At 67.1% G+C, this 17,290-nt stretch carries 15 protein-coding genes and 1 riboswitch; of the genes, 6 read left to right on the top strand and 9 right to left on the bottom strand.

Annotation, left to right across the window (positions count from 1 at the left end; translation table 11 throughout):
* Positions 1-37: 37 nt before the first annotated feature.
* On the top strand, positions 38-487 hold the full coding sequence (locus tag BXA00_RS21485) for a PA2169 family four-helix-bundle protein (RefSeq protein ID WP_076520431.1): 450 nt from the start codon (positions 38-40) through the stop codon (positions 485-487).
* A gap of 53 nt (positions 488-540) precedes the next feature.
* Here the strand turns inward: BXA00_RS21485 and BXA00_RS21480 are convergent, their stop codons facing one another.
* Positions 541-2,244: a hypothetical protein gene (locus tag BXA00_RS21480; protein ID WP_076520430.1), complete on the bottom strand. Its 1,704-nt coding sequence runs from the start codon at positions 2,242-2,244 to the stop codon at positions 541-543.
* Positions 2,245-2,514: 270 nt separating this feature from the next.
* Here BXA00_RS21480 and BXA00_RS21475 point away from each other — a divergent pair, with 270 nt between their 5' ends.
* The 3 genes from BXA00_RS21475 (at position 2,515) to BXA00_RS21465 (ending at position 6,253) form a co-directional block, all read left to right on the top strand.
* Entirely contained in the window at positions 2,515-2,994 is a 480-nt protein-coding gene (locus tag BXA00_RS21475) for a DUF2846 domain-containing protein (protein WP_083714298.1), read from the top strand.
* A 95-nt stretch (positions 2,995-3,089) separates the two neighbouring features.
* A riboswitch (TPP riboswitch) is annotated at positions 3,090-3,216 on the top strand.
* A 29-nt stretch (positions 3,217-3,245) separates the two neighbouring features.
* Positions 3,246-4,061 carry a hydroxyethylthiazole kinase gene (gene thiM, locus BXA00_RS21470; RefSeq protein ID WP_076520429.1) on the top strand — a complete coding sequence of 272 codons (816 nt, stop codon included), beginning with the start codon at positions 3,246-3,248 and terminating at the stop codon, positions 4,059-4,061.
* A 74-nt stretch (positions 4,062-4,135) separates the two neighbouring features.
* Complete coding sequence (locus BXA00_RS21465) at positions 4,136-6,253, top strand: 5'-nucleotidase C-terminal domain-containing protein (RefSeq protein WP_076520428.1); 2,118 nt, start codon at positions 4,136-4,138, stop codon at positions 6,251-6,253.
* A 51-nt stretch (positions 6,254-6,304) separates the two neighbouring features.
* Here the strand turns inward: BXA00_RS21465 and BXA00_RS21460 are convergent, their stop codons facing one another.
* The 5 genes from BXA00_RS21460 to BXA00_RS21440 are packed head-to-tail and all read right to left on the bottom strand — an operon-like array spanning position 6,305 to position 12,070.
* On the bottom strand, positions 6,305-7,063 hold the full coding sequence (locus tag BXA00_RS21460) for an ABC transporter ATP-binding protein (RefSeq protein ID WP_076520427.1): 759 nt from the start codon (positions 7,061-7,063) through the stop codon (positions 6,305-6,307).
* Positions 7,060-8,043, bottom strand: a complete 984-nt coding sequence (locus BXA00_RS21455; protein ID WP_172805882.1) for an iron chelate uptake ABC transporter family permease subunit — start codon at positions 8,041-8,043, stop codon at positions 7,060-7,062. The genes BXA00_RS21460 and BXA00_RS21455 overlap by 4 nt, the downstream gene beginning before the upstream one ends.
* Positions 8,036-9,028, bottom strand: coding sequence for an ABC transporter permease (locus tag BXA00_RS21450; RefSeq protein WP_076520426.1), 993 nt, complete (start codon positions 9,026-9,028; stop codon positions 8,036-8,038). The genes BXA00_RS21455 and BXA00_RS21450 overlap by 8 nt, the downstream gene beginning before the upstream one ends.
* Before the next feature lie 28 nt (positions 9,029-9,056).
* Positions 9,057-10,007, bottom strand: coding sequence for a siderophore ABC transporter substrate-binding protein (locus BXA00_RS21445; protein WP_076520425.1), 951 nt, complete (start codon positions 10,005-10,007; stop codon positions 9,057-9,059).
* A 41-nt stretch (positions 10,008-10,048) separates the two neighbouring features.
* Positions 10,049-12,070: a ligand-gated channel protein gene (locus tag BXA00_RS21440; RefSeq protein WP_076520424.1), complete on the bottom strand. Its 2,022-nt coding sequence runs from the start codon at positions 12,068-12,070 to the stop codon at positions 10,049-10,051.
* 212 nt (positions 12,071-12,282) lie between these two features.
* Here BXA00_RS21440 and BXA00_RS21435 point away from each other — a divergent pair, with 212 nt between their 5' ends.
* Entirely contained in the window at positions 12,283-12,996 is a 714-nt protein-coding gene (locus BXA00_RS21435; RefSeq protein WP_076520423.1) for a response regulator transcription factor, read from the top strand.
* The gene (locus BXA00_RS21430) at positions 12,996-14,402 is read left to right on the top strand and encodes an ATP-binding protein (RefSeq protein WP_076520422.1); all 1,407 of its coding nucleotides are present in this window, start codon (positions 12,996-12,998) and stop codon (positions 14,400-14,402) included. The genes BXA00_RS21435 and BXA00_RS21430 overlap by 1 nt, the downstream gene beginning before the upstream one ends.
* A 37-nt stretch (positions 14,403-14,439) precedes the next feature.
* Here the strand turns inward: BXA00_RS21430 and BXA00_RS21425 are convergent, their stop codons facing one another.
* From BXA00_RS21425 to BXA00_RS21415, 3 genes are all read right to left on the bottom strand, one after another.
* Positions 14,440-15,258 carry a TatD family hydrolase gene (locus BXA00_RS21425; RefSeq protein WP_076522053.1) on the bottom strand — a complete coding sequence of 273 codons (819 nt, stop codon included), beginning with the start codon at positions 15,256-15,258 and terminating at the stop codon, positions 14,440-14,442.
* Between the two features lie 87 nt (positions 15,259-15,345).
* On the bottom strand, positions 15,346-16,059 hold the full coding sequence (locus BXA00_RS21420) for an ABC transporter ATP-binding protein (protein ID WP_076520421.1): 714 nt from the start codon (positions 16,057-16,059) through the stop codon (positions 15,346-15,348).
* The gene (locus tag BXA00_RS21415; RefSeq protein WP_231952292.1) at positions 16,052-17,284 is read right to left on the bottom strand and encodes a lipoprotein-releasing ABC transporter permease subunit; all 1,233 of its coding nucleotides are present in this window, start codon (positions 17,282-17,284) and stop codon (positions 16,052-16,054) included. Before BXA00_RS21415 ends, BXA00_RS21420 begins: the two co-directional genes overlap by 8 nt.
* Positions 17,285-17,290 lie beyond the last annotated feature (6 nt).

Raw genomic sequence — 17,290 nt, 5'->3', positions numbered from 1 at the left:
GTAGCCGCCGCCTGGTATCCAAACCAAGGAGACCGATATGGCCGACCATGTGACCAAGGTGTTGAACGATCTCATCGAAATCTCGAAGGATGGCGAGAAGGGCTTCGCGGCTGCGGCCGAAGACACGAAGACCCCTGAACTTCGGGAACTCTTCGGGAACCGTTCGCGCGATTGCGCGGCGGGCGCTGCCGAGCTGCAGGCCCTGGTGGCCCAGTTGGGCGAGAAGCCGGAAGATAGCGGCACGGTGTCCGGCGCGATGCACCGGGGCTGGACCAACCTGAAGGCCGCCGTCGCAAGCCGCACGGACCTCGTGCTGCTCGAAGAGTGCGAGCGCGGCGAGGACGTGGCAAAAGCCGCCTACAGCAAGGCGCTGAAGGAAATGCTGCCGGAGAACATCCGCGCGGTGGTCGAACGCCAGTACCAGGGGGTGCTGCGCAACCACGATCAGATCCGCGACCTGCGCGACCGCTACCGCGCCGCGACTTGATCCCGCTTGCGGCCCCCGGCGACCCACTGGCGCCGGGGGCCGTCACGCGCCCATCACGCGTGTAGCCAAAATGCGCTTTCGGCGAATTCCTCGCCTTTCCACCAGTTCGCCCGCCCCCGGCCCCGTTTGAAGTTCGTGGCCCCCGCCTGGCTTTGCACAGGCGCGACCACCTCGCCGGTGGCATCCCGTTTGGCGGTGACGTCCGCCGTTTCCGGCACCACGATGACGATGTGGCCGGACTTTCCATCTTCCCTGCGCCGCGCCACGATGACGCCGATGGCCCCCTGGTTGGCTTCGGTCTGCAGCTTTGTCAGCGTGCCCGTCTGACGCCATCCAAACCCCGCCCCGAAATCGCGCAGCCACCGGAACAGGTCGTTCGCCCGCATCTCGAAAAGGGTATTGCCCAGCAGGGGCTGCACCGGTTTGCCCTGGGCCAACTGCATCAGCGCCTGACCGGACCACCACACCCTGGGAATGTAGGCGCCTGCGAGGCGGCAGAAGTCATGCGCATAGATATTGCAAAAGGTCGCGGTCCGGGTGGGCTGATATCGCAGGAAGTCGGGATTCTCGACATCCAGGTAGTCGACGATGGCGCCCAGTTCCGCGCGCAATTCGTCAGGCGTGGTGCCGGACCGCCCGGGTGCGCCCTTTTCGTTCAGCGAGCGCGCCGTGGCCCGGTCCTTGCGCCGGGTCACGACCCCGGCCTTCTCGGGCATATTGACCTCGACGACGCGCGAAGCCGCCGTTGCGTCGGCTGGCCTGCTGACGTCGATCTTCTGGTTGGACGGCCCGGCCACCAGGAATTTCGCCGAGGAGAATCCCTGGACCAGGGCGCCATTGAGGCTGGTCTCGATCTGGAAAAATCCTCTGGTCGGCCCCGCCAGGGCCCGCACGGGATGCCCGTCGGGCAGATGGGCCACGACGTTGGCCTGCGGCGGGTCGCTGATGCGCGGTTCGCTGCGGACCCTGAGCATGCCGTCGGTGATGGCCACTTTCATGGGCGTGCCATCGCGCGTGACCGGGGAAGGGGCGGCGATCAACGCCTGGCCCGCTGCGGGCGTCTCCAGCAAGGGCGCGTCCGCGCCCGGATCCGGCACCGTGTGCGCTAGCCGGATGAGATCGAAGAGCGCCTGCCCGTAGTGCTTGCCGCCTTCGGGTTGGAACCCCTGCTCCAGGCCCTTGGATTCCTTGTAGCCCCCGGTGTTGTAGACAATGCCCACCGTCGCCAGCTCAAAGTCCGAAAGACTGGACCGGCCCTCGAAGCCCCGCTTCTTCAAGGCGAACTGCAGCACGCCCATCGCCCGCCTGAGCGACCCATCGAACGTTGCCCATTGGCGCTGCAAAAAGTAGTCGGGCTCTTTCAGGAAATGCTGGATGTCCACCTGATACACGCCGAACGCATGGCAGTACTTCTTGGGGTTGCCGGCGACTTTCTTGTAGGTCCCCCCCACGACGTTGGCCATGTTGACCAGCGCCTCGCGGCCCATCTCGAACATGCGCTGTCCATCCGGCTTGCTCAGCAATTCCCCCAACGTCTTCGGGAAAGCGCCCCGGCCGTCGAGCGTGTCGCCCACGCACAGCGCCATCACCTCATCGACCGACGCGAGCTTCTTGCGGGCGATCGGCCAGATTTCCCCGCTTTCCTGGCAGGCCAGCGCCGTGAGGAAATCGACGGTCAAGGGCGTGCCCTTTGTCGCCGCGGTCATCTTGCTGAAAAAGTTCGACTTGAACCAGGCGATATCGTCTTTCGTGACCATCCGTGCTCTCCCCGAAGGCTGCGGCGAAAAACGGGCCATAAGCAATGCGCGTCGGCAACCTGAATCTGCATGGATGTTAGGGTCAGCGCCAGGAACGGCTATACCTCACATTGGGTATAGGCGCGTCGCATCGCGCCGGTCTGGACCGCCCTGGGCTGTGCGCGTGGACGTCCGATACAATTTATGACACACTCTGATATTTTTGGATACGCCTGCTTAAATCCGAGTACGGGCGGCTCGCAACCTCAGTCATCCATTGATATCCCGACCATGTATCGAACCCCGAAGAATGTGCTGAAAATGGCCGTTGCCTGCGGCGCCCTGCTTGCAGCAACCGGATGCGCCAATGTTCCGCTGGCGCCTGAAGAGAGCAACCAGAAGGCCAAGACCTTTGCGGCGCCTGACGAAGGCAAGTCCGGACTATTCGTTTATCGGGACAGCTACGTCGGCAAAGCGCTGAAGAAAGACGTGTATGTCGATGGAAACTGCATTGGCGAAACCGCCGACCGGGTTTTCTTCTACACCCAGGTCGAAGGCGACAAACCGCATAAGGTGTCGACCGAATCAGAGTTTTCCCCGAACGATCTCCTGGTGACCATGGAGGCGGGCAAAAACTACTTCGTGCGGCAGTTCATCAAAATGGGCGTATTCGTCGGCGGGGCCGGCCTTGAACAAGTCACAGAAGAAGAAGGAAAGCGCGTGATTTCCAAGCCGGAGGTCAAACTGGCCACGCAAGGTCAGTGCGGCTGATCATCCAGGCTTTTTGACCCAGCACGCCGGCGCGTCCGGGTGCCTGGTTTGAAGCGGGAGCTTGACACCTCCCGCTCCCCCCCGGGAACATACCCTCCATCCACCCGGGGAGCTTCGCCAAGAAGCTGAGAATCCGTTGGCCTGCGCATGCAGGCAATGCACGGCGACCCGTCGAACCTGATCCAGACAACACTGGCGTAGGGATGGTGCGTGTCCCGCGGCGCGCGTCCCCTGCGCAAGGAACGCCCGGCATGACACCCACCGATCTTCAGGCCCTCGCCCTCCCGTCCCAAAGCCTCCTTGCCGCCGTGCGCCGCGACGCGCCGCTCGTGCAGTGCCTGACCAATTACGTCTCCATGAACTACGCGGCCAATGCCGTGCTGGCCATCGGCGCGTCGCCCGCCATGGTGCATGCCGAAGAGGAAGCGCCAGAATTCGCGCGCATCGCCGGCGCGCTGGTCATCAATATCGGCACCTTGTCCGCGCCCTGGCTGCAAAGCATGCTGCTGACCGCGCAAGCTGCGAAAGCAGCGGGCACGCCCTGGGTGCTCGATCCCGTCGCCCATCACGCCACCGCGTTCCGGCGCGACGCCATCGCGCGGCTGCTCGACCTTGAACCCGCCATCATCCGCGGCAATGCCTCGGAGATCATTGCGCTGGCTGGCGGCCGCAGCGCCGGCCGGGGCGTGGACGCCCGCGACGCCGTGGCGCAGGCCGAGCAGTCGGCCCGGGACATCGCCGCGCACCGCCAGACCGTGGTGGCGGTGACGGGCGAGGTCGACTACGTCACCGACGGCGCGCGCGCGGTGCGGATCGCGGGCGGTTCGCCGCTGATGCCGCGCGTGACCGCGACCGGCTGCGCATTGAGCGCGGTCGTCGGCGCTTTTGCCGCCGTGTCGCGCGACGATCCCTACGTTGCCGCCGTGGCCGCCCTCTCCTGCTTCGCCATCGCGGGCCAGCGCGCCGCCGTCCACGCGGAAGGACCGGGGTCGTTCGCATGGCGGTTCCTGGACGCGCTGGCGGCGCTGGAAGTCGATTGCCTGACCCGCGAGTCGCCGCTGCGTTGATCTGACCCCGTGCATGTCACGCATGGGTCACACACTGTCCCCAAAATTCTTTCCTTCAACCTGGAGGAAAGACGGTGAAGCCACACCTACGCAAGATCTTTGCAGTGACGGCCAGCGTTGCGCTGGTCGCCGGCCTGTCCGCCTGCGGCGGCGATGACGATGACGACGACGCCGCGCCCGGCACACCGCCGCAGGCGAGCGTGCCGCAGGGCGCGACGCTCGACGTTGCGATCCTGGGCACCACCGACCTGCACGCCAACGTGCTGGGCTACGACTATTACAAGCTGGCCGAGGACAAAAGCTACGGCATGGACCGCACGGCCACGCTGATCGCCAATGCGCGCAAGCAGCATCCGAACACGCTGCTGTTCGACAACGGCGATACGGTGCAAGGCACCGCCCTGTCGGACTACCAGGCGCTGGTGTCGCCGGTGCAGTGTTCCGACATGATCGCGATCTACATGCAGATGAAGCTGCTGTCGTACGACGCAGCCACGATGGGCAACCACGAGTTCAACTACGGCCTGCCCTTCCTGTCGCAGATCACCAACGTGGACTTCGGGCTGGACGGCATCGGCAAGGGCACGGCGCAGACCAACCCGACGGGCGCGAAGGACTGCGCGGCGCCGGCGTTCCCCTTCGTGTCCGCCAATGTGGTGTCGGCGGCTTCCAAGCAGCCGATCTTCAAGCCGTGGGTGCTGCTGAACAAAACGTTCCAGGCGACGGACGCCAGCGGCAAGGCCATCGACGTGCCGCTCAAGGTGGGCGTGATCGGATTTGCGCCCCCGCCCATCATGCAATGGGACAAGGCCAACCTTGAAGGCCACGTGGAAGTCACGGGCTGGAAGGAGACGGCGGCGCGCTACGTGCCGGAAATGAAGGCCGCGGGCGCGGACCTGGTGGTGGCGCTGGCGCATGGCGGCATCGACCTCGCGACGGCGTACAGTCCGGATATGGAAAACGGCGCAGCCTACTTGACCCAGGTGGCCGGCATCGACGCGCTGATCACGGGCCACCAGCATCTGCTGTTTCCCGACACGAATGCCAAGTCGCGATTCGCCGGCCAGCCGGGCGTCGAGCTCGAAAAAGGCCTGATCAATGGCGTGCCGACCGTGCAGGCCGGCCAGTGGGGCAACAACCTCGGCCAGATCACGCTCAAGCTCACGTACGACCAAGGCTGGAAGGTGCAGAAGGACGCCACGCAGGTGCAGCGCATCTCGACGCGCCTGACGGCGCAAAGCGGCGCCACGCCCGCCACGTATGTGGAACCGGACAGCGCCGTGCAGCAACTGGTGCAGGCCGAACACGCCGCGACGATCGACTACGTCAAGACGCCGATCGGCCAGAGCCAGTTCGACATGGCCACGTACTACGCGCTGGCCGGCGACGTGTCGGCGCTGCAGATCGTGAACATGGCGCAGATCGATTACCTGACGGACTACATCGCGAAGAACAGCCCGTCGTATGCAGGACTGCCGATCCTGTCGGCCGCCGCGCCCTTCAAGGGCGGACGCAACGGCCCCGGCGACTTCACGTATGTGAAGCAGGGCAACGTCGCCATCAACAACGCGGCCGACCTGTACCTGTACCCCAACACGCTGCAGGTGGTGCGGGTCAGCGGCGACATCGTGCGCCAGTGGCTGGAAAAGACGGCCGAACAGTTCAAGCAGATCGACCCCGCCCAGGTCGCGCCGCAGGATCTGATCGACACCAGCTTCCCGACGTTCAATTTCGACGTCCTGTACGCGGCGGGCAATGCGCTGCGGTATGAAATCGACGTGACGCAGCCCAAGGGCTCGCGCATCACGGCGCTGACGTACAACGGCGCGCCGCTGGATCTGACCGCGCAATTCCTGGTGGTCACCAACAACTACCGCGCCAGCGGCGGCGGTGATTTTCCCGGCCTGGCCGGCGGCAAGGGCGACATCGTGCTGCAGGCTCCCGACGCAAGCCGCGACGTGCTGATCAGCTACATCAAGAAGAACCCGGTGCTGGATCTGGCCACCTTCGGCCTGGACCGCAGCTGGCGCTTCAAGCAGGTCAGCACGCTGGCCGGGCCCGTGGTGTTCTCGTCGGTGCCCGGCACGCTGGCGATGGCCACCGCGCATGGCGTGACCAACGTGTCGGTCTACGACGCCACGCCGGACGCCACGACGCAGCTTTCGCGCTACGCGGTCGATCTCAGCCAGTAAGCCGGCAACGCGGTCGAAGCGGCGGAGCGTCCTGCAACGGGACGCTCCGCCCTAGCGGTAGTAGACGCAGATGCGCTTGCCGCCGATCTCGTGCACGTCGATCGGCAGCTCGTACAGATCGCTCAGCACGTCCGGCCGGATCAGTTCGGCCGGCGTGCCGTGGCGCGCGATGCGCCCCTGCCGCATCGCCACGATGCGGTCCGCGTAGCTGGACGCGAAGTTGATGTCGTGCAGCACCAGCACCACCGTCTTGCCCAGTTCATCGGCCGCGCGCCGCAGGGTGCCCATCATGGCGACGGCATGCTTCATGTCCAGGCTGTTCAGCGGCTCGTCCAGCATGACATAGCGGGTGTCCTGGCACAGCACCATCGCGACGAACGCGCGCTGGCGCTGCCCGCCGGACATCTCGTCCAGGTAGCGGTCGGCCAGCGGCTCCAGGTTCAGGTAGGCGATGGCCTGGTCGATGTGGACCTTGTCATCCATCGTCAGGCGCCCGCCCGTGTGCGGATAGCGCCCGAAGGCCACCAGGTCCTTCACCGTGAGCCGCAGCGGCAGGTGGTTGTCCTGGCGCAGGATGGCCAGGCGGCGCGCCAGTTCCCGGCTGTCGGCGCGCGTCACGTCCAGGCCTTCCACCAGGACCCGCCCCGCGCTCATCGGCAGCAGCCGGCTGACCATGGACAGCAAGGTGGACTTGCCCGCCCCGTTGGGTCCGATGATGGCGGTGACGCCGCCGGCCGGCAGGTCCAGGCTGACGCCGTCGATCACCACCGTGTCGCCGTATTGTTTGCTGACGTTCTGGATTTCTATCATCGGCGCCCCTTGCGCAAGATCAGGACGAGGAACATCACGCCGCCCACGAATTCGATCACCACGCTCACCGTGGTATTGAGCCCCAGGACGCGTTCCAGCAACGTCTGGCCGCCCACCAGGAAGATGACGCTCAGCAGCGCCGCGGCCGGGACCGTGTGGCGGTGCCTGTCGGACCCCATGGCCTGGTACGCCAGGTTGCTGACCAGCAGGCCGAAGAAGGTCACGGGCCCGACCAGCGCCGTCGACACGGACACCAGCACGGCGATGGCCGCCAGGGTCAGCATGAGGGTGCGGCGGTAGTCCACGCCCAGGTTCAGCGCAATGTCGCGGCCCAGCGCCAGCACGTCGTAGCGGCGCCGCATCCGCCAGACCAGCAGGGACGCGGCGCACACCGCCGCGAACGCGATCGGCAACAGCCCCACCCGCACCGAATTGAAATTGGCGAACATGCGGTCCTGCAGCACCAGGAATTCGTTCGGGTCGATCAGGCGCACCACGAAGCCCGACAGGCTGCGAAACAGCAGGCCAAAAACGATGCCCACCAGCATCATCAGATGCAGGCTGCGCACCGCGTCGGAAAACAGCCAGCGAAACAGGAGGCAGGCGAACGCCGTCATGGCGCACACCTCCAGCAGGAAAGCGGCGACGGGATGGCTGACCGTGGCCGCGGCCTGCCCGAAACCGAACACCACCACCGCCTGGATCAGCAGGTACAGGGCATCGAAGCCCATGATGGCCGGCGTCAGGATGCGATTGTGTGTGATGGTCTGGAACAGCACCGACGACACCGCCACGGCATAGGCCACCAGCAGCATCGCCAGCAGCTTGCCGCCGCGAAAGGGAATGACGAACGACCACTGGCCGTTTGCGCCCAGCGTCATGAAGGCCACGGCGCAAAGCAGCGCCCCAGCCCCCAGCACCGCCAGGCGCCACGCCTGCGGAGCGCGCGCGGCCGCCGGGCAAATCGCGGTCTCAGCCAAGACGGTTCCTCCGCGTACGCAGCAGCCACAGGAACAGGATGCTGCCCAGCACGCCCACGACGGTGCCGATGGGGATCTCGTAGGGATGGATGACCAGCCGGCCGATGATGTCGCAGGCCAGCACGAACACGCCGCCCAGCAACGCCACCCATGGGATCGCGCGGCGCATGTTATCGCCCAGGACCAGGCTGACGGCATTGGGGACTATCAGGCCCAGGAAGGGGATGCCGCCGGCCGTCACGACGACCACGGCGGATATCGCGGAGACGATCAACAGGCCCGCCAGCGTCAGCCGCGCATGGTTCAACCCGAGGTTCGCGGCGAACTCGCGCCCCATGCCGGCCACGGTATAGCGGTCGGCGGCGGCATAGGCCGCGCAGGCCAGCGCAAAGCCGATCCACAGCAACTCATAACGCCCGCGCAGCACGCCGGAAAAATCGCCGGTCGTCCATGCGTGCAGCGATTGCAGCAGATCGAAGCGGTACGCCATGAAGGTCGTGACGGCGTGGATGACGCCGCCCAGGATCAGCCCGATCAACGGCACGATGAAGGGCGTGCGCAGCGGCACCCGGCGCAGCAGCGCCAGGAACAGCAAGGTGCCGGTCAGCGCGAAGGCCGTGGCCGTCAACATTTTTCCGATCACGGGCGTGTCGGGCGCCAGCAGCGTGACGACCAGGATGCCCAGCGTGGCGGATTCCACCGTGCCGGCGGTCGTGGGCTCCACAAAGCGGTTGCGCACCAGCATCTGCATGATGAGGCCGGCCACGGCCAGCGCCATGCCCGCCAGGAGCAGCGCCAGGGTCCGCGGAACGCGGCTCACCATGAGCAGGCGCCACGCGCGCTCGCCGTCCTCGCCCCCGTTCCAGAGTGCGGTCCAGGGCATCTGGCCCGCGCCCAGGCTGATGCTGGCCGCGCACAGCAGCAGCAGCGCCACAAACACCGCGGCCAGGCCGCCCCAACCGCTTAACGCGCGCCGCCAATTCACCGGCGGCCCTTTCCGTCTGGCATGCCGCTTACTTTCCTTGCGCCAGCGCCGCGGCGATCTGGTCCACGTTCTGCTGCATGGCCGTCAGGCCCGCGCTGCCCAGCAGATACCAGTTAAAGCCATTCAGGTAGACCACGCGCTGGTGCTTCCACGCCTTGGTCGGACGCACTAGTTCGTTGTCCAGCATGCGCTGGGCCGACACGCCTTCGCGGCCGATGGCGGCGTCGCGGTCGATCACGAACAGCCAGTCGGGATCGGTCTGCGCGATGAACTCGAACGAAATCGCCTGTCCATGGTTGGACACGTTCAGGTCCGTGGCGGCGGGCTTGACCCCGAAGGCGTCGTGGATGACGCCAAAGCGCGAACCGGGGCCGTAGGCGCTCATCTTGCCGCCCGTCGTCAGCACGATCAGCGCATTGCCGGCACCGGCGGCCTTGTCCTTCAAGGCCGCGATGGATGCGTCCAGCGCCGCCAGCTTTTCCTTGGCCTGCGCCTGCCTGCCGTACAGGGCGGCCAGGGTTTCGGTGTTGCGCCTGACGCTGCCGACCAGGTCCTTGGCGTCCACCGTCAGGTCGACCGTGGGCGCCAGCCTGGACAGCTCGTCATACTTGGGCGCGGAACGGCCCGCCACGAAGATCACCTGCGGCGCGGCCGCGTGGATGACTTCGTAATTGGGCTCGAACATCGTGCCCGCCTTGAGATAGCGCTTGTCGGCATACTGGCTCAGGTGCGGCGGCAGCTTGGCTGCGCTGGGCACGCCCACCGGGTCCACGCCCAGCGTGTGCAGGGTGTCCAGCACGGCCAGGTCCAGCACGATGGTCTTGGACGGGTTGGCCGGCACGGCGGTTTCGCCGCGCGCGTGCTTGACCGGCACCGTGGACTGCGCGGCGCACACCGCGGCCGCGGCGCTCAGCGCCAGGGCCACGCCGGCCCGGGTTGCCCAGCGGCGGGCGGCGCCCGCGTGTTTTCCATTGTTCATGCATACCTCTCTGTGTTGGGGCGCCGGGCGCCCCGTCATTCTCAGAACTTCACGCCCACGCCCAGCCAGTAGCGCCGGCCGTCTTCGACGTAGCCGAAGTCGTCGTAGGCAACCTGCTTGTCGAACAGGTTGTAGATGCCGGCATACACCGACACGGTCTTGTTCACGGCGTACGAGCCGCCCAGGTCCACGAAGGTGTAGGACGGGGCCACCAGCGCGTCCGAAGACGGGCCCGTGGTCGGCTGGCTTTCGCGGCCGCGGAAGTTCACGCGCGCCCAGGCCTGCAGCGCATCGGACGGCTGCCAGTTCACGGTGGTGGTGAACAGGTGCTTGGGCAACTGGTTCAGCGGCTCGCCCTTGTACTGGCCCGACTTCTGCTCGGACTTGGTGAAGGTGTAGCTGCTGGTCATGGACCAGTCGGCCGAAAGCGGCAGCTTCAGGCTGGCCTCGACGCCGCGCGACACGGCCTTGTCCACGTTCATGTACGTGGTGGGATCCGAGCCGAATTGGTTGGGCCCCTCCGTGCACTGCGTGATGGGGCAAGCCACGCGGGTGATCTTGTCCTTGAAGTCGTTGTTGAACAGCGTGACGCCGGCGCTCATGCCTTGGCCATCGTCATACAGCAGGCCGATTTCCTGGGTCACTGACTTCTCGGGCGTCAGGTCCGGGTTGCCGTACATATTGCCGCCGCGGCTGGTCTGGCCCCACCCGGCCACGGTGTTGCGCAGGTCGGGCGCGCGGAAACCGGTGGAGACGCCGCCCTTCAGGGTCCAGCGCTCGGCCATGTGCCACACGCCGTACAGGCGCGGGCTGAAGTGGCTGCCGAAATTCTCGTCCTCGTCCATGCGCAGGCCAGTGGTGACGGCAAAGCTCTCGGTCAGGCGCCATTCGTCTTCGGCGAACAGGGCCCACTGGTAGCGCTCGATCTTGCTCGGGCCGCCGGCAAGCTGGTTGCCGGTCTGGTCGTCCAGGCGCTGGTTCAGGTAGCTGCCGCCCAGCGTCAGCATGTGCGAGCCCAGCGGCAGCGACCAGCTCGTCTGCATGTCCAGGTTCTTGATCTTCATCTGGCGCGAACGGTTGTCGAATTCTTCCTGCTGGACATAGCTGTCCGACACGCCCCAACCCCAGCGGCCGGTGTGGGACAGCGCCCACTTGTTGCTGCGGTAGTCGGTTTCCGAGGATGCCGGGCAACCCGTGCGCGGGCACGCCGTGCCGGGCGGGAGCGGCTCGACCGTCTTGCCCAGCGTGTCCTGGAACTTCTGGCGCATCGTGGTCGCTTCCAGCACGATGTCGTGGTCCCGGTTGGGTGTCAGCGCCAGCTTGGCCGTCACGCTTTCTGCGTTGCGCTTGCGGTAGCCGTTATAGATGTCGTCTTCGTCCCGCTGCGTCGCCTGGCCGTAGATCTGCAGGCCCAGCAGGTCGTTCTTGATCGGGCCGGCCAGGTAGAAATTGCCCTGGTAGATGTCGCCGGACTTGCTGCTCTCCTGGATCGTCGTATCCATGCGCATTTCGCCGTGCCATTCGGTCGGGACCTTGCGCGTGATGATGTTGATCACCCCGCCCATGGCGTCCGAGCCGTACAGCGACGACATCGGCCCGCGCACCACTTCGATGCGCTCGATGGCCGACAGCGGCGGCGTCCAGCCGCCTTCAACGCCGGTCGAGTCCGAGTTGGTGCGGGTCTCGCGCGAGCTCTGGCGCTTGCCGTCGATCAGGATCAGCGTGTACTTGGGCCCCATGCCGCGCAGGCTGATGTCCTGGCGGTCGCCCCCGCCCGTGACGATGACGCCGGGCACGCCCACCAGCGCGTCATTCAGGTCGCGGTAGAACTTCTTGTCCAGGTCTTCGCGGGTGATGACGCTGATCGAGGCCGGCGCATCCTGGATGCGCTGCTCGAAACCGCTGGCGGTCACGACGACCGTATCCATCGTGGTCGCGGTGTCGGCGGCCTGCGCCCAGACCGCGGCCGGCCCCAGGCCGAAACCCGCGGCGCACAAGGCGGAGGCCAGTTGCGTGCGCGACGCGGCGATGCGCTGGCCGGCGGCCAGTTCTTTCCTGCTCATGATTCCAACTTCTCCCGTCCCAGGTCCGCGCCGCGCCCCACGCGCCACGCCGCCCCGGCTCTTCATTTATTAATGAAAACCATTCTCATATTAGAATTGGGGCTTGCTGGACGCGGCAACACGCTTTCCGCAACTTTTATCTTCTTTGCACTTCTTGACACTCCGGCGCGCGGCGTTCGGCCACACTGCCGGATGCACGACGTCCACCACGCATGCCTTTCACTCACTCAGCGGTCGCGCGCCGCATCCTGCTCATCGACGACGACGTCGAACTGGCGCAGATGCTGCGCGAATACCTGGAACCCAATCAATGCCAGCTCACGCTGGCCCACACCGCCACGCAAGGGCAGGCCCTGCTTGCGCAGGACGACTTCGAGCTGGTGCTGCTCGACCTGATGCTGCCCGACGGCAATGGACTGGACCTGCTCAAGCGCCACCGCCAGCGTTCGCGCCGCCCGGTCATCATGTTCACGGCCCACGGCGGCGAGACGGACCGCGTGCTGGGGCTGGAGTTCGGCGCCGACGATTACCTGGCCAAGCCGTTCAGCCCGCGCGAGCTCAAGGCCCGCATCACGGCCGTGCTGCGCCGCTTCGAGGACGCGCCCGCCCTCCCCGGCCCGTCGCTGACCCTGGGCGCGCTGACGCTGGACCCGTCCACGGGCCGCGCGCGCCTGGGCGCCGACGAGGTCATGCTGACGGGCGCCGAGCAACGCATCCTGGAGATCCTGATGCGCGCGCCGGGCCAGGTGATCGCGCGCGACCAGATCGGCCTGTACGCGCTGGGGCGCACGCCGGACCGGTACGACCGCAGCATCGACACGCACATCAGCAGCCTGCGCAAAAAGCTGCGCCTGGATCAACAGGCCGACACGCTGTCCATCCGCAATCTGCGCGGCCTGGGCTACGTGCTGGCGGGCGCCGCGTGATGGCCTTCCTGCCGGCCCGGTCGCTCTTCTGGCGCGCGTTCCTGACCTTCTGGGGCGCCATGGCCGTCATCCTCGTGTGCGGCATGGTGCTGACCGCCGCGGTGGCCTGGTACCGCTTCAATTCGCTCGATGGCCTGAATCCCGGCAACCTGACGCGCGACGCCGCGCAGGTCGCCCGAACCCAGGGTCGGGAAGGGCTGGAACGCTGGGTCCGCGCCATGGACGGCAATTACTCCGCGCTGAAGATCTACATCATGGACGCCCAGGACACGGACATCCTGGGGCGTCGTCTGCCCACCCGCCTGCACGACTGGCTGGTGGCCTACCGCGCGGGACCGGACAGGCCGCCCCAGACGGACTACGTGCCCGCCGATCCCGCGGGCGAACGCGTCTCGTGGTGGGAGCCTCAATTGCTGATTCTTCCGGACGGATCGGAATTGCTGATGCTGTTCCTGCCCTTCGATTCTTCGCGCTGGGAAGTGCTGGCGCTGTCGCCCGTCGCGCTTGCCCTGCTGCTGTTCGCGCTGGCGGTGACGGCGCCCTTCTGCTGGGCGCTGACCCGGCACATCACCGCGCCGCTGGCGCAGTTGCGCCAGACCACGCATGCGCTGGCCGCCGGCCGGCTGGACACCCACACGCCCACGAACCTGGCAACGCGCAAGGACGAACTGGGCCTGCTGGCGCGGGACTTCGACGCCATGGCCGTGCGCGTGAAATCCCTGCTCGACACCCGGGAACAATTGCTGCACAACGTCGCGCACGAACTGCGGTCGCCGCTGGCGCGCCTGCGGCTTGCCGCCGAACTGGCGCGGCGCAACGACGAGCGGCGCGACCTGCAGCTCGACCGCATCGAGCGCGAGTGCGAACGCCTGGACGCGCTGGTGGGCAATACGCTGCGGCTGGCGCGCATCGGCGCGCTGCCCGAGCCCTCGGAAACGCTGGACCTGTCGGAAGTCGTATCCGGCGTGGTGGACGATGCGCGCTATGAAGCCGAAGGCCGGCACCTGCGCATCGATTGGGATACGCCGCCTCCCGTCTTGATCGCGGGCGATCGCGGCAGCCTGGCCAGCGCCATTGAAAACGTGCTGCGCAACGCCCTGCGCTTCGCCCCCGCGCACAGCGTCATCCGCGTGCGCCTGTTGATCAGCGCCAGCGAAGCCAGCATAGAGATCGAGGACCGCGGCCCGGGCGTGGCCACGCAGGAATTGGCCTCGCTTTTCGAGCCCTTCTACCGGGCGGGATCGGCCGGCGCGGCCAGCGCGCCCGGCGGCGGTGCCGGCCTGGGCCTGTCGATCGCGCAGGCGGCGATCGCCGCTCACAAGGGATCGATCTCGGCGCGCAATGTGGCGCCGCAGGGGCTGAGCGTGCGCATGGACCTTCCGCTGCTGGCGGCGCCGCAGGCATAGCCTACGCCGGCCACGCGGGCGCCCCGCAAAGCCGCAGTCAGTCCGAATCGGCCAGAATCGCGGCGGGCAGTCGCGGCAGCACACGCATGGCGTTGGCGGACGTGGCGTGCGCCACTTTTTCCGGCGTGATGCCGCGCAGTTCCGACAGGACCGCCGCAATGCGGGCCAGTTCGCCAGGACGGTTGCGCCGGTCGGGCGCATGCAGCCAGGCCGGCGGGATGTCGGGCGCGTCGGTTTCCAGCACCAGGTGTTCCAGCCCCACGTCCACCGCGTGGCGGCGGATCTGCAGCGCCCGCTCGAAGGTCATGGCGCCGCCCATTCCCAGCGCAAAGCCCTGCTCGATGAAGGCCTGCGCCTGCTGGGCGCTGCCGTTGAACGCGTGCGCGATCCCGCCGATGCGCGCGTGGCGGCGCAGATGCTTCAGCAGGATGTCCTGGGACTTGCGCACATGCAGCAGCACGGGCAGGCCGAATTCCTCGGCGATGTCCAATTGGGCGGCATAGAACCGCTCCTGGCGCTCGCGCGGCTCGCCCGTGGCGATCTCCGGCACGAAGAAGTCCAGCCCGATCTCGCCGATGGCGACAAAGCGCGGATCGCCCAGCGCGTCCCTGACGGCGTCGCGCAGCGCGTCCAGGTCGGCGTCGTCGGCGCGCTGCACATACAAGGGATGGATGCCCAGCGCGTAGGCGCCGCCGGTGATACGGCCGGCCAGCTCGCGCACGACCGTGAAATTGGCTCGCTCGATGGCGGGGATGACGATGGCCTCTACGCCCGCCTCGGCGGCGTGATTGGCCACCGCGTCGCGGTCGGCGTCGAACTCGGCGGCATCCAGGTGGCAATGGGTATCGATAAGCATGGGCGCATCCTCCATGGGCGGATTATCCGCCCGCCTCCCCGCGCGGACCAGCGCCGGGTCGCCTGCCGTCGTCAACCGGCCTCCGGCCTAGCCTGACACCAGGCGGCCGTTTTCCATCAGCAACTGGCGGTCGGCGCGCGCGGCGAGTTCAGGATCGTGCGTCACGATGGCAAACGCCGTGCCCGACTCCTGGTTCACCCGCGTCAGCAGTTCGAACATGTTGTGGGCGGTGTGCCGGTCGAGATTGCCGGTCGGTTCGTCGGCCAGCACGCACACGGGCCGTGTCACCAGCGCGCGCGCCAGCGCGACGCGCTGCCGCTCGCCGCCCGACAACTGCCCCGGGAAGTGGCCTTCCCGGGCGGACAGGCCCACCAGCCCCAGGACCTCGCGCGCGGCCTCGCGCGCCTTGTCGCGGTTCTCGCGGCGCACGATCAGCGGCATCGCCACGTTATCCAGCGCCGAGAATTCCGCCAGCAGGTGGTGGAACTGATAGACGAAGCCCAGGCTGCGGTTGCGCACCGCGCTCTTTTTCGCCTCGGACAGCCCGACGGCCAGTTGCCCGTCGACGGACACCGAGCCGCTGGTGGGGACGTCGAGCAGTCCCAGGATGTGCAACAGGGTGCTCTTGCCCGACCCCGACGCGCCCACGATGGCGACCATCTCGCCGCGCGCGACCGACAGGCTGACATTGCTGAGCACTTCGATCCGGGCGGGGCCCTCGTCGTAGACCTTGACGATGTTCTCGGCCTGCAGGGCCGGCGTCGTCCCGGCCGCGGGGTCTTGCGTCAGGGTATCAATCATGGCGCAGCACCTGTGCGGGTTGCAGGCGCGAGGCGCGCCAGCTCGGATACAAGGTTGCCAGCAGCGACAGCACCAGCGAGGTCACGCCGATGGTGACGATGTCGCCGACCTGCGGGTCGGACGGCAGCGCGCTGATGAAATAGATCTCGCGCGGCAGGAAATGCACGCCCAGCATCCGCTCGATGAACGGCACGATCACGTCGACGTTGTAGGCGATGGCGATGCCGCCCGCCACGCCCAGCAAGGTGCCGATCACGCCAATCAGCGCGCCCTGCACCAGGAAGATGCGGGCCACTTCGCCCGGACCCGCGCCCAGCGTGCGCAGGATGGCGATGTCGGATTGCTTGTCCTTGACGGCCATGACCAGCGAGGACAACAGGTTGAATGCCGCCACCGCGACGATCAGCGCCAGGATCAGGAACATCATGCGCTTTTCGGTCTGCACCGCCGCAAACCAGGTGCGGTTGTTGCGCGACCAGTCGCTGGCCATGACGTAGGGCGGCAGCACGTTGCGCAGCTCGGCCGCCACTTCGGGCGCCTTCTGCATGTCGGCGATGCGCAGGCGCACGCCAGCGGTGCCGCTTTCGCGGAACACGCGGGCGGCGTCTTCGTTGTCCACGAAGGCCAGCGAGGAATCGTATTCATAGTGGCCGGAGGAAAACACGCCCACCACGGTGAACTGGCGCATGCGCGGCGCGAAGCCGGCGGGGCTGATCGAGCCCTGCGGCGCCATCATCAGCAGCGTGTCGCCCACCTTGACGCCCATGCCGTCGGCCAATTCGTTGCCCAGCACCACGCCAAAACCGCCAGGTTTCAGGTCGGTCAGCTTGCCCGTCACCATCTGCCGCGGCAGGTCGGACACGTTGCCCTCGGTGGCGGGGTCGATGCCCCTGACCTGCACGCCGCGCAGCGCCTGGCCCCGCACCAGCATGCCCTGCGCCGCCACGAAGGGCGCGCCGGCCTTGACCTCGGGATTGCGCTCGGCCGCGGTGGCGAACTGCTGCCACTGCTCAAGCACCCGTTCGGGCGATGCGCCGGGGATGTAGAGCTCGATGTGCGGCAGCACCGACAGCATGCGGTCGCGCACTTCTTTCTGAAACCCGTTCATCACGGACAGCACCACGATCAGGGCGGCGACGCCCAGCGCGATGCCCGCCATGGAGCTGGCGGCAATGAAGGAGATGAAGCGATCGCGGCGGCCGCGTCGCTGGCGGATTCGGGCCAACCCGGC

It is taken from the genome of Achromobacter sp. MFA1 R4 (genome assembly GCF_900156745.1).
Classification (GTDB): Bacteria; Pseudomonadota; Gammaproteobacteria; order Burkholderiales; family Burkholderiaceae_B; genus Achromobacter.
The sequence above is the reverse complement of the archived record's forward strand: the minus strand, read 5'-3'. Positions and strand labels throughout refer to the sequence as shown.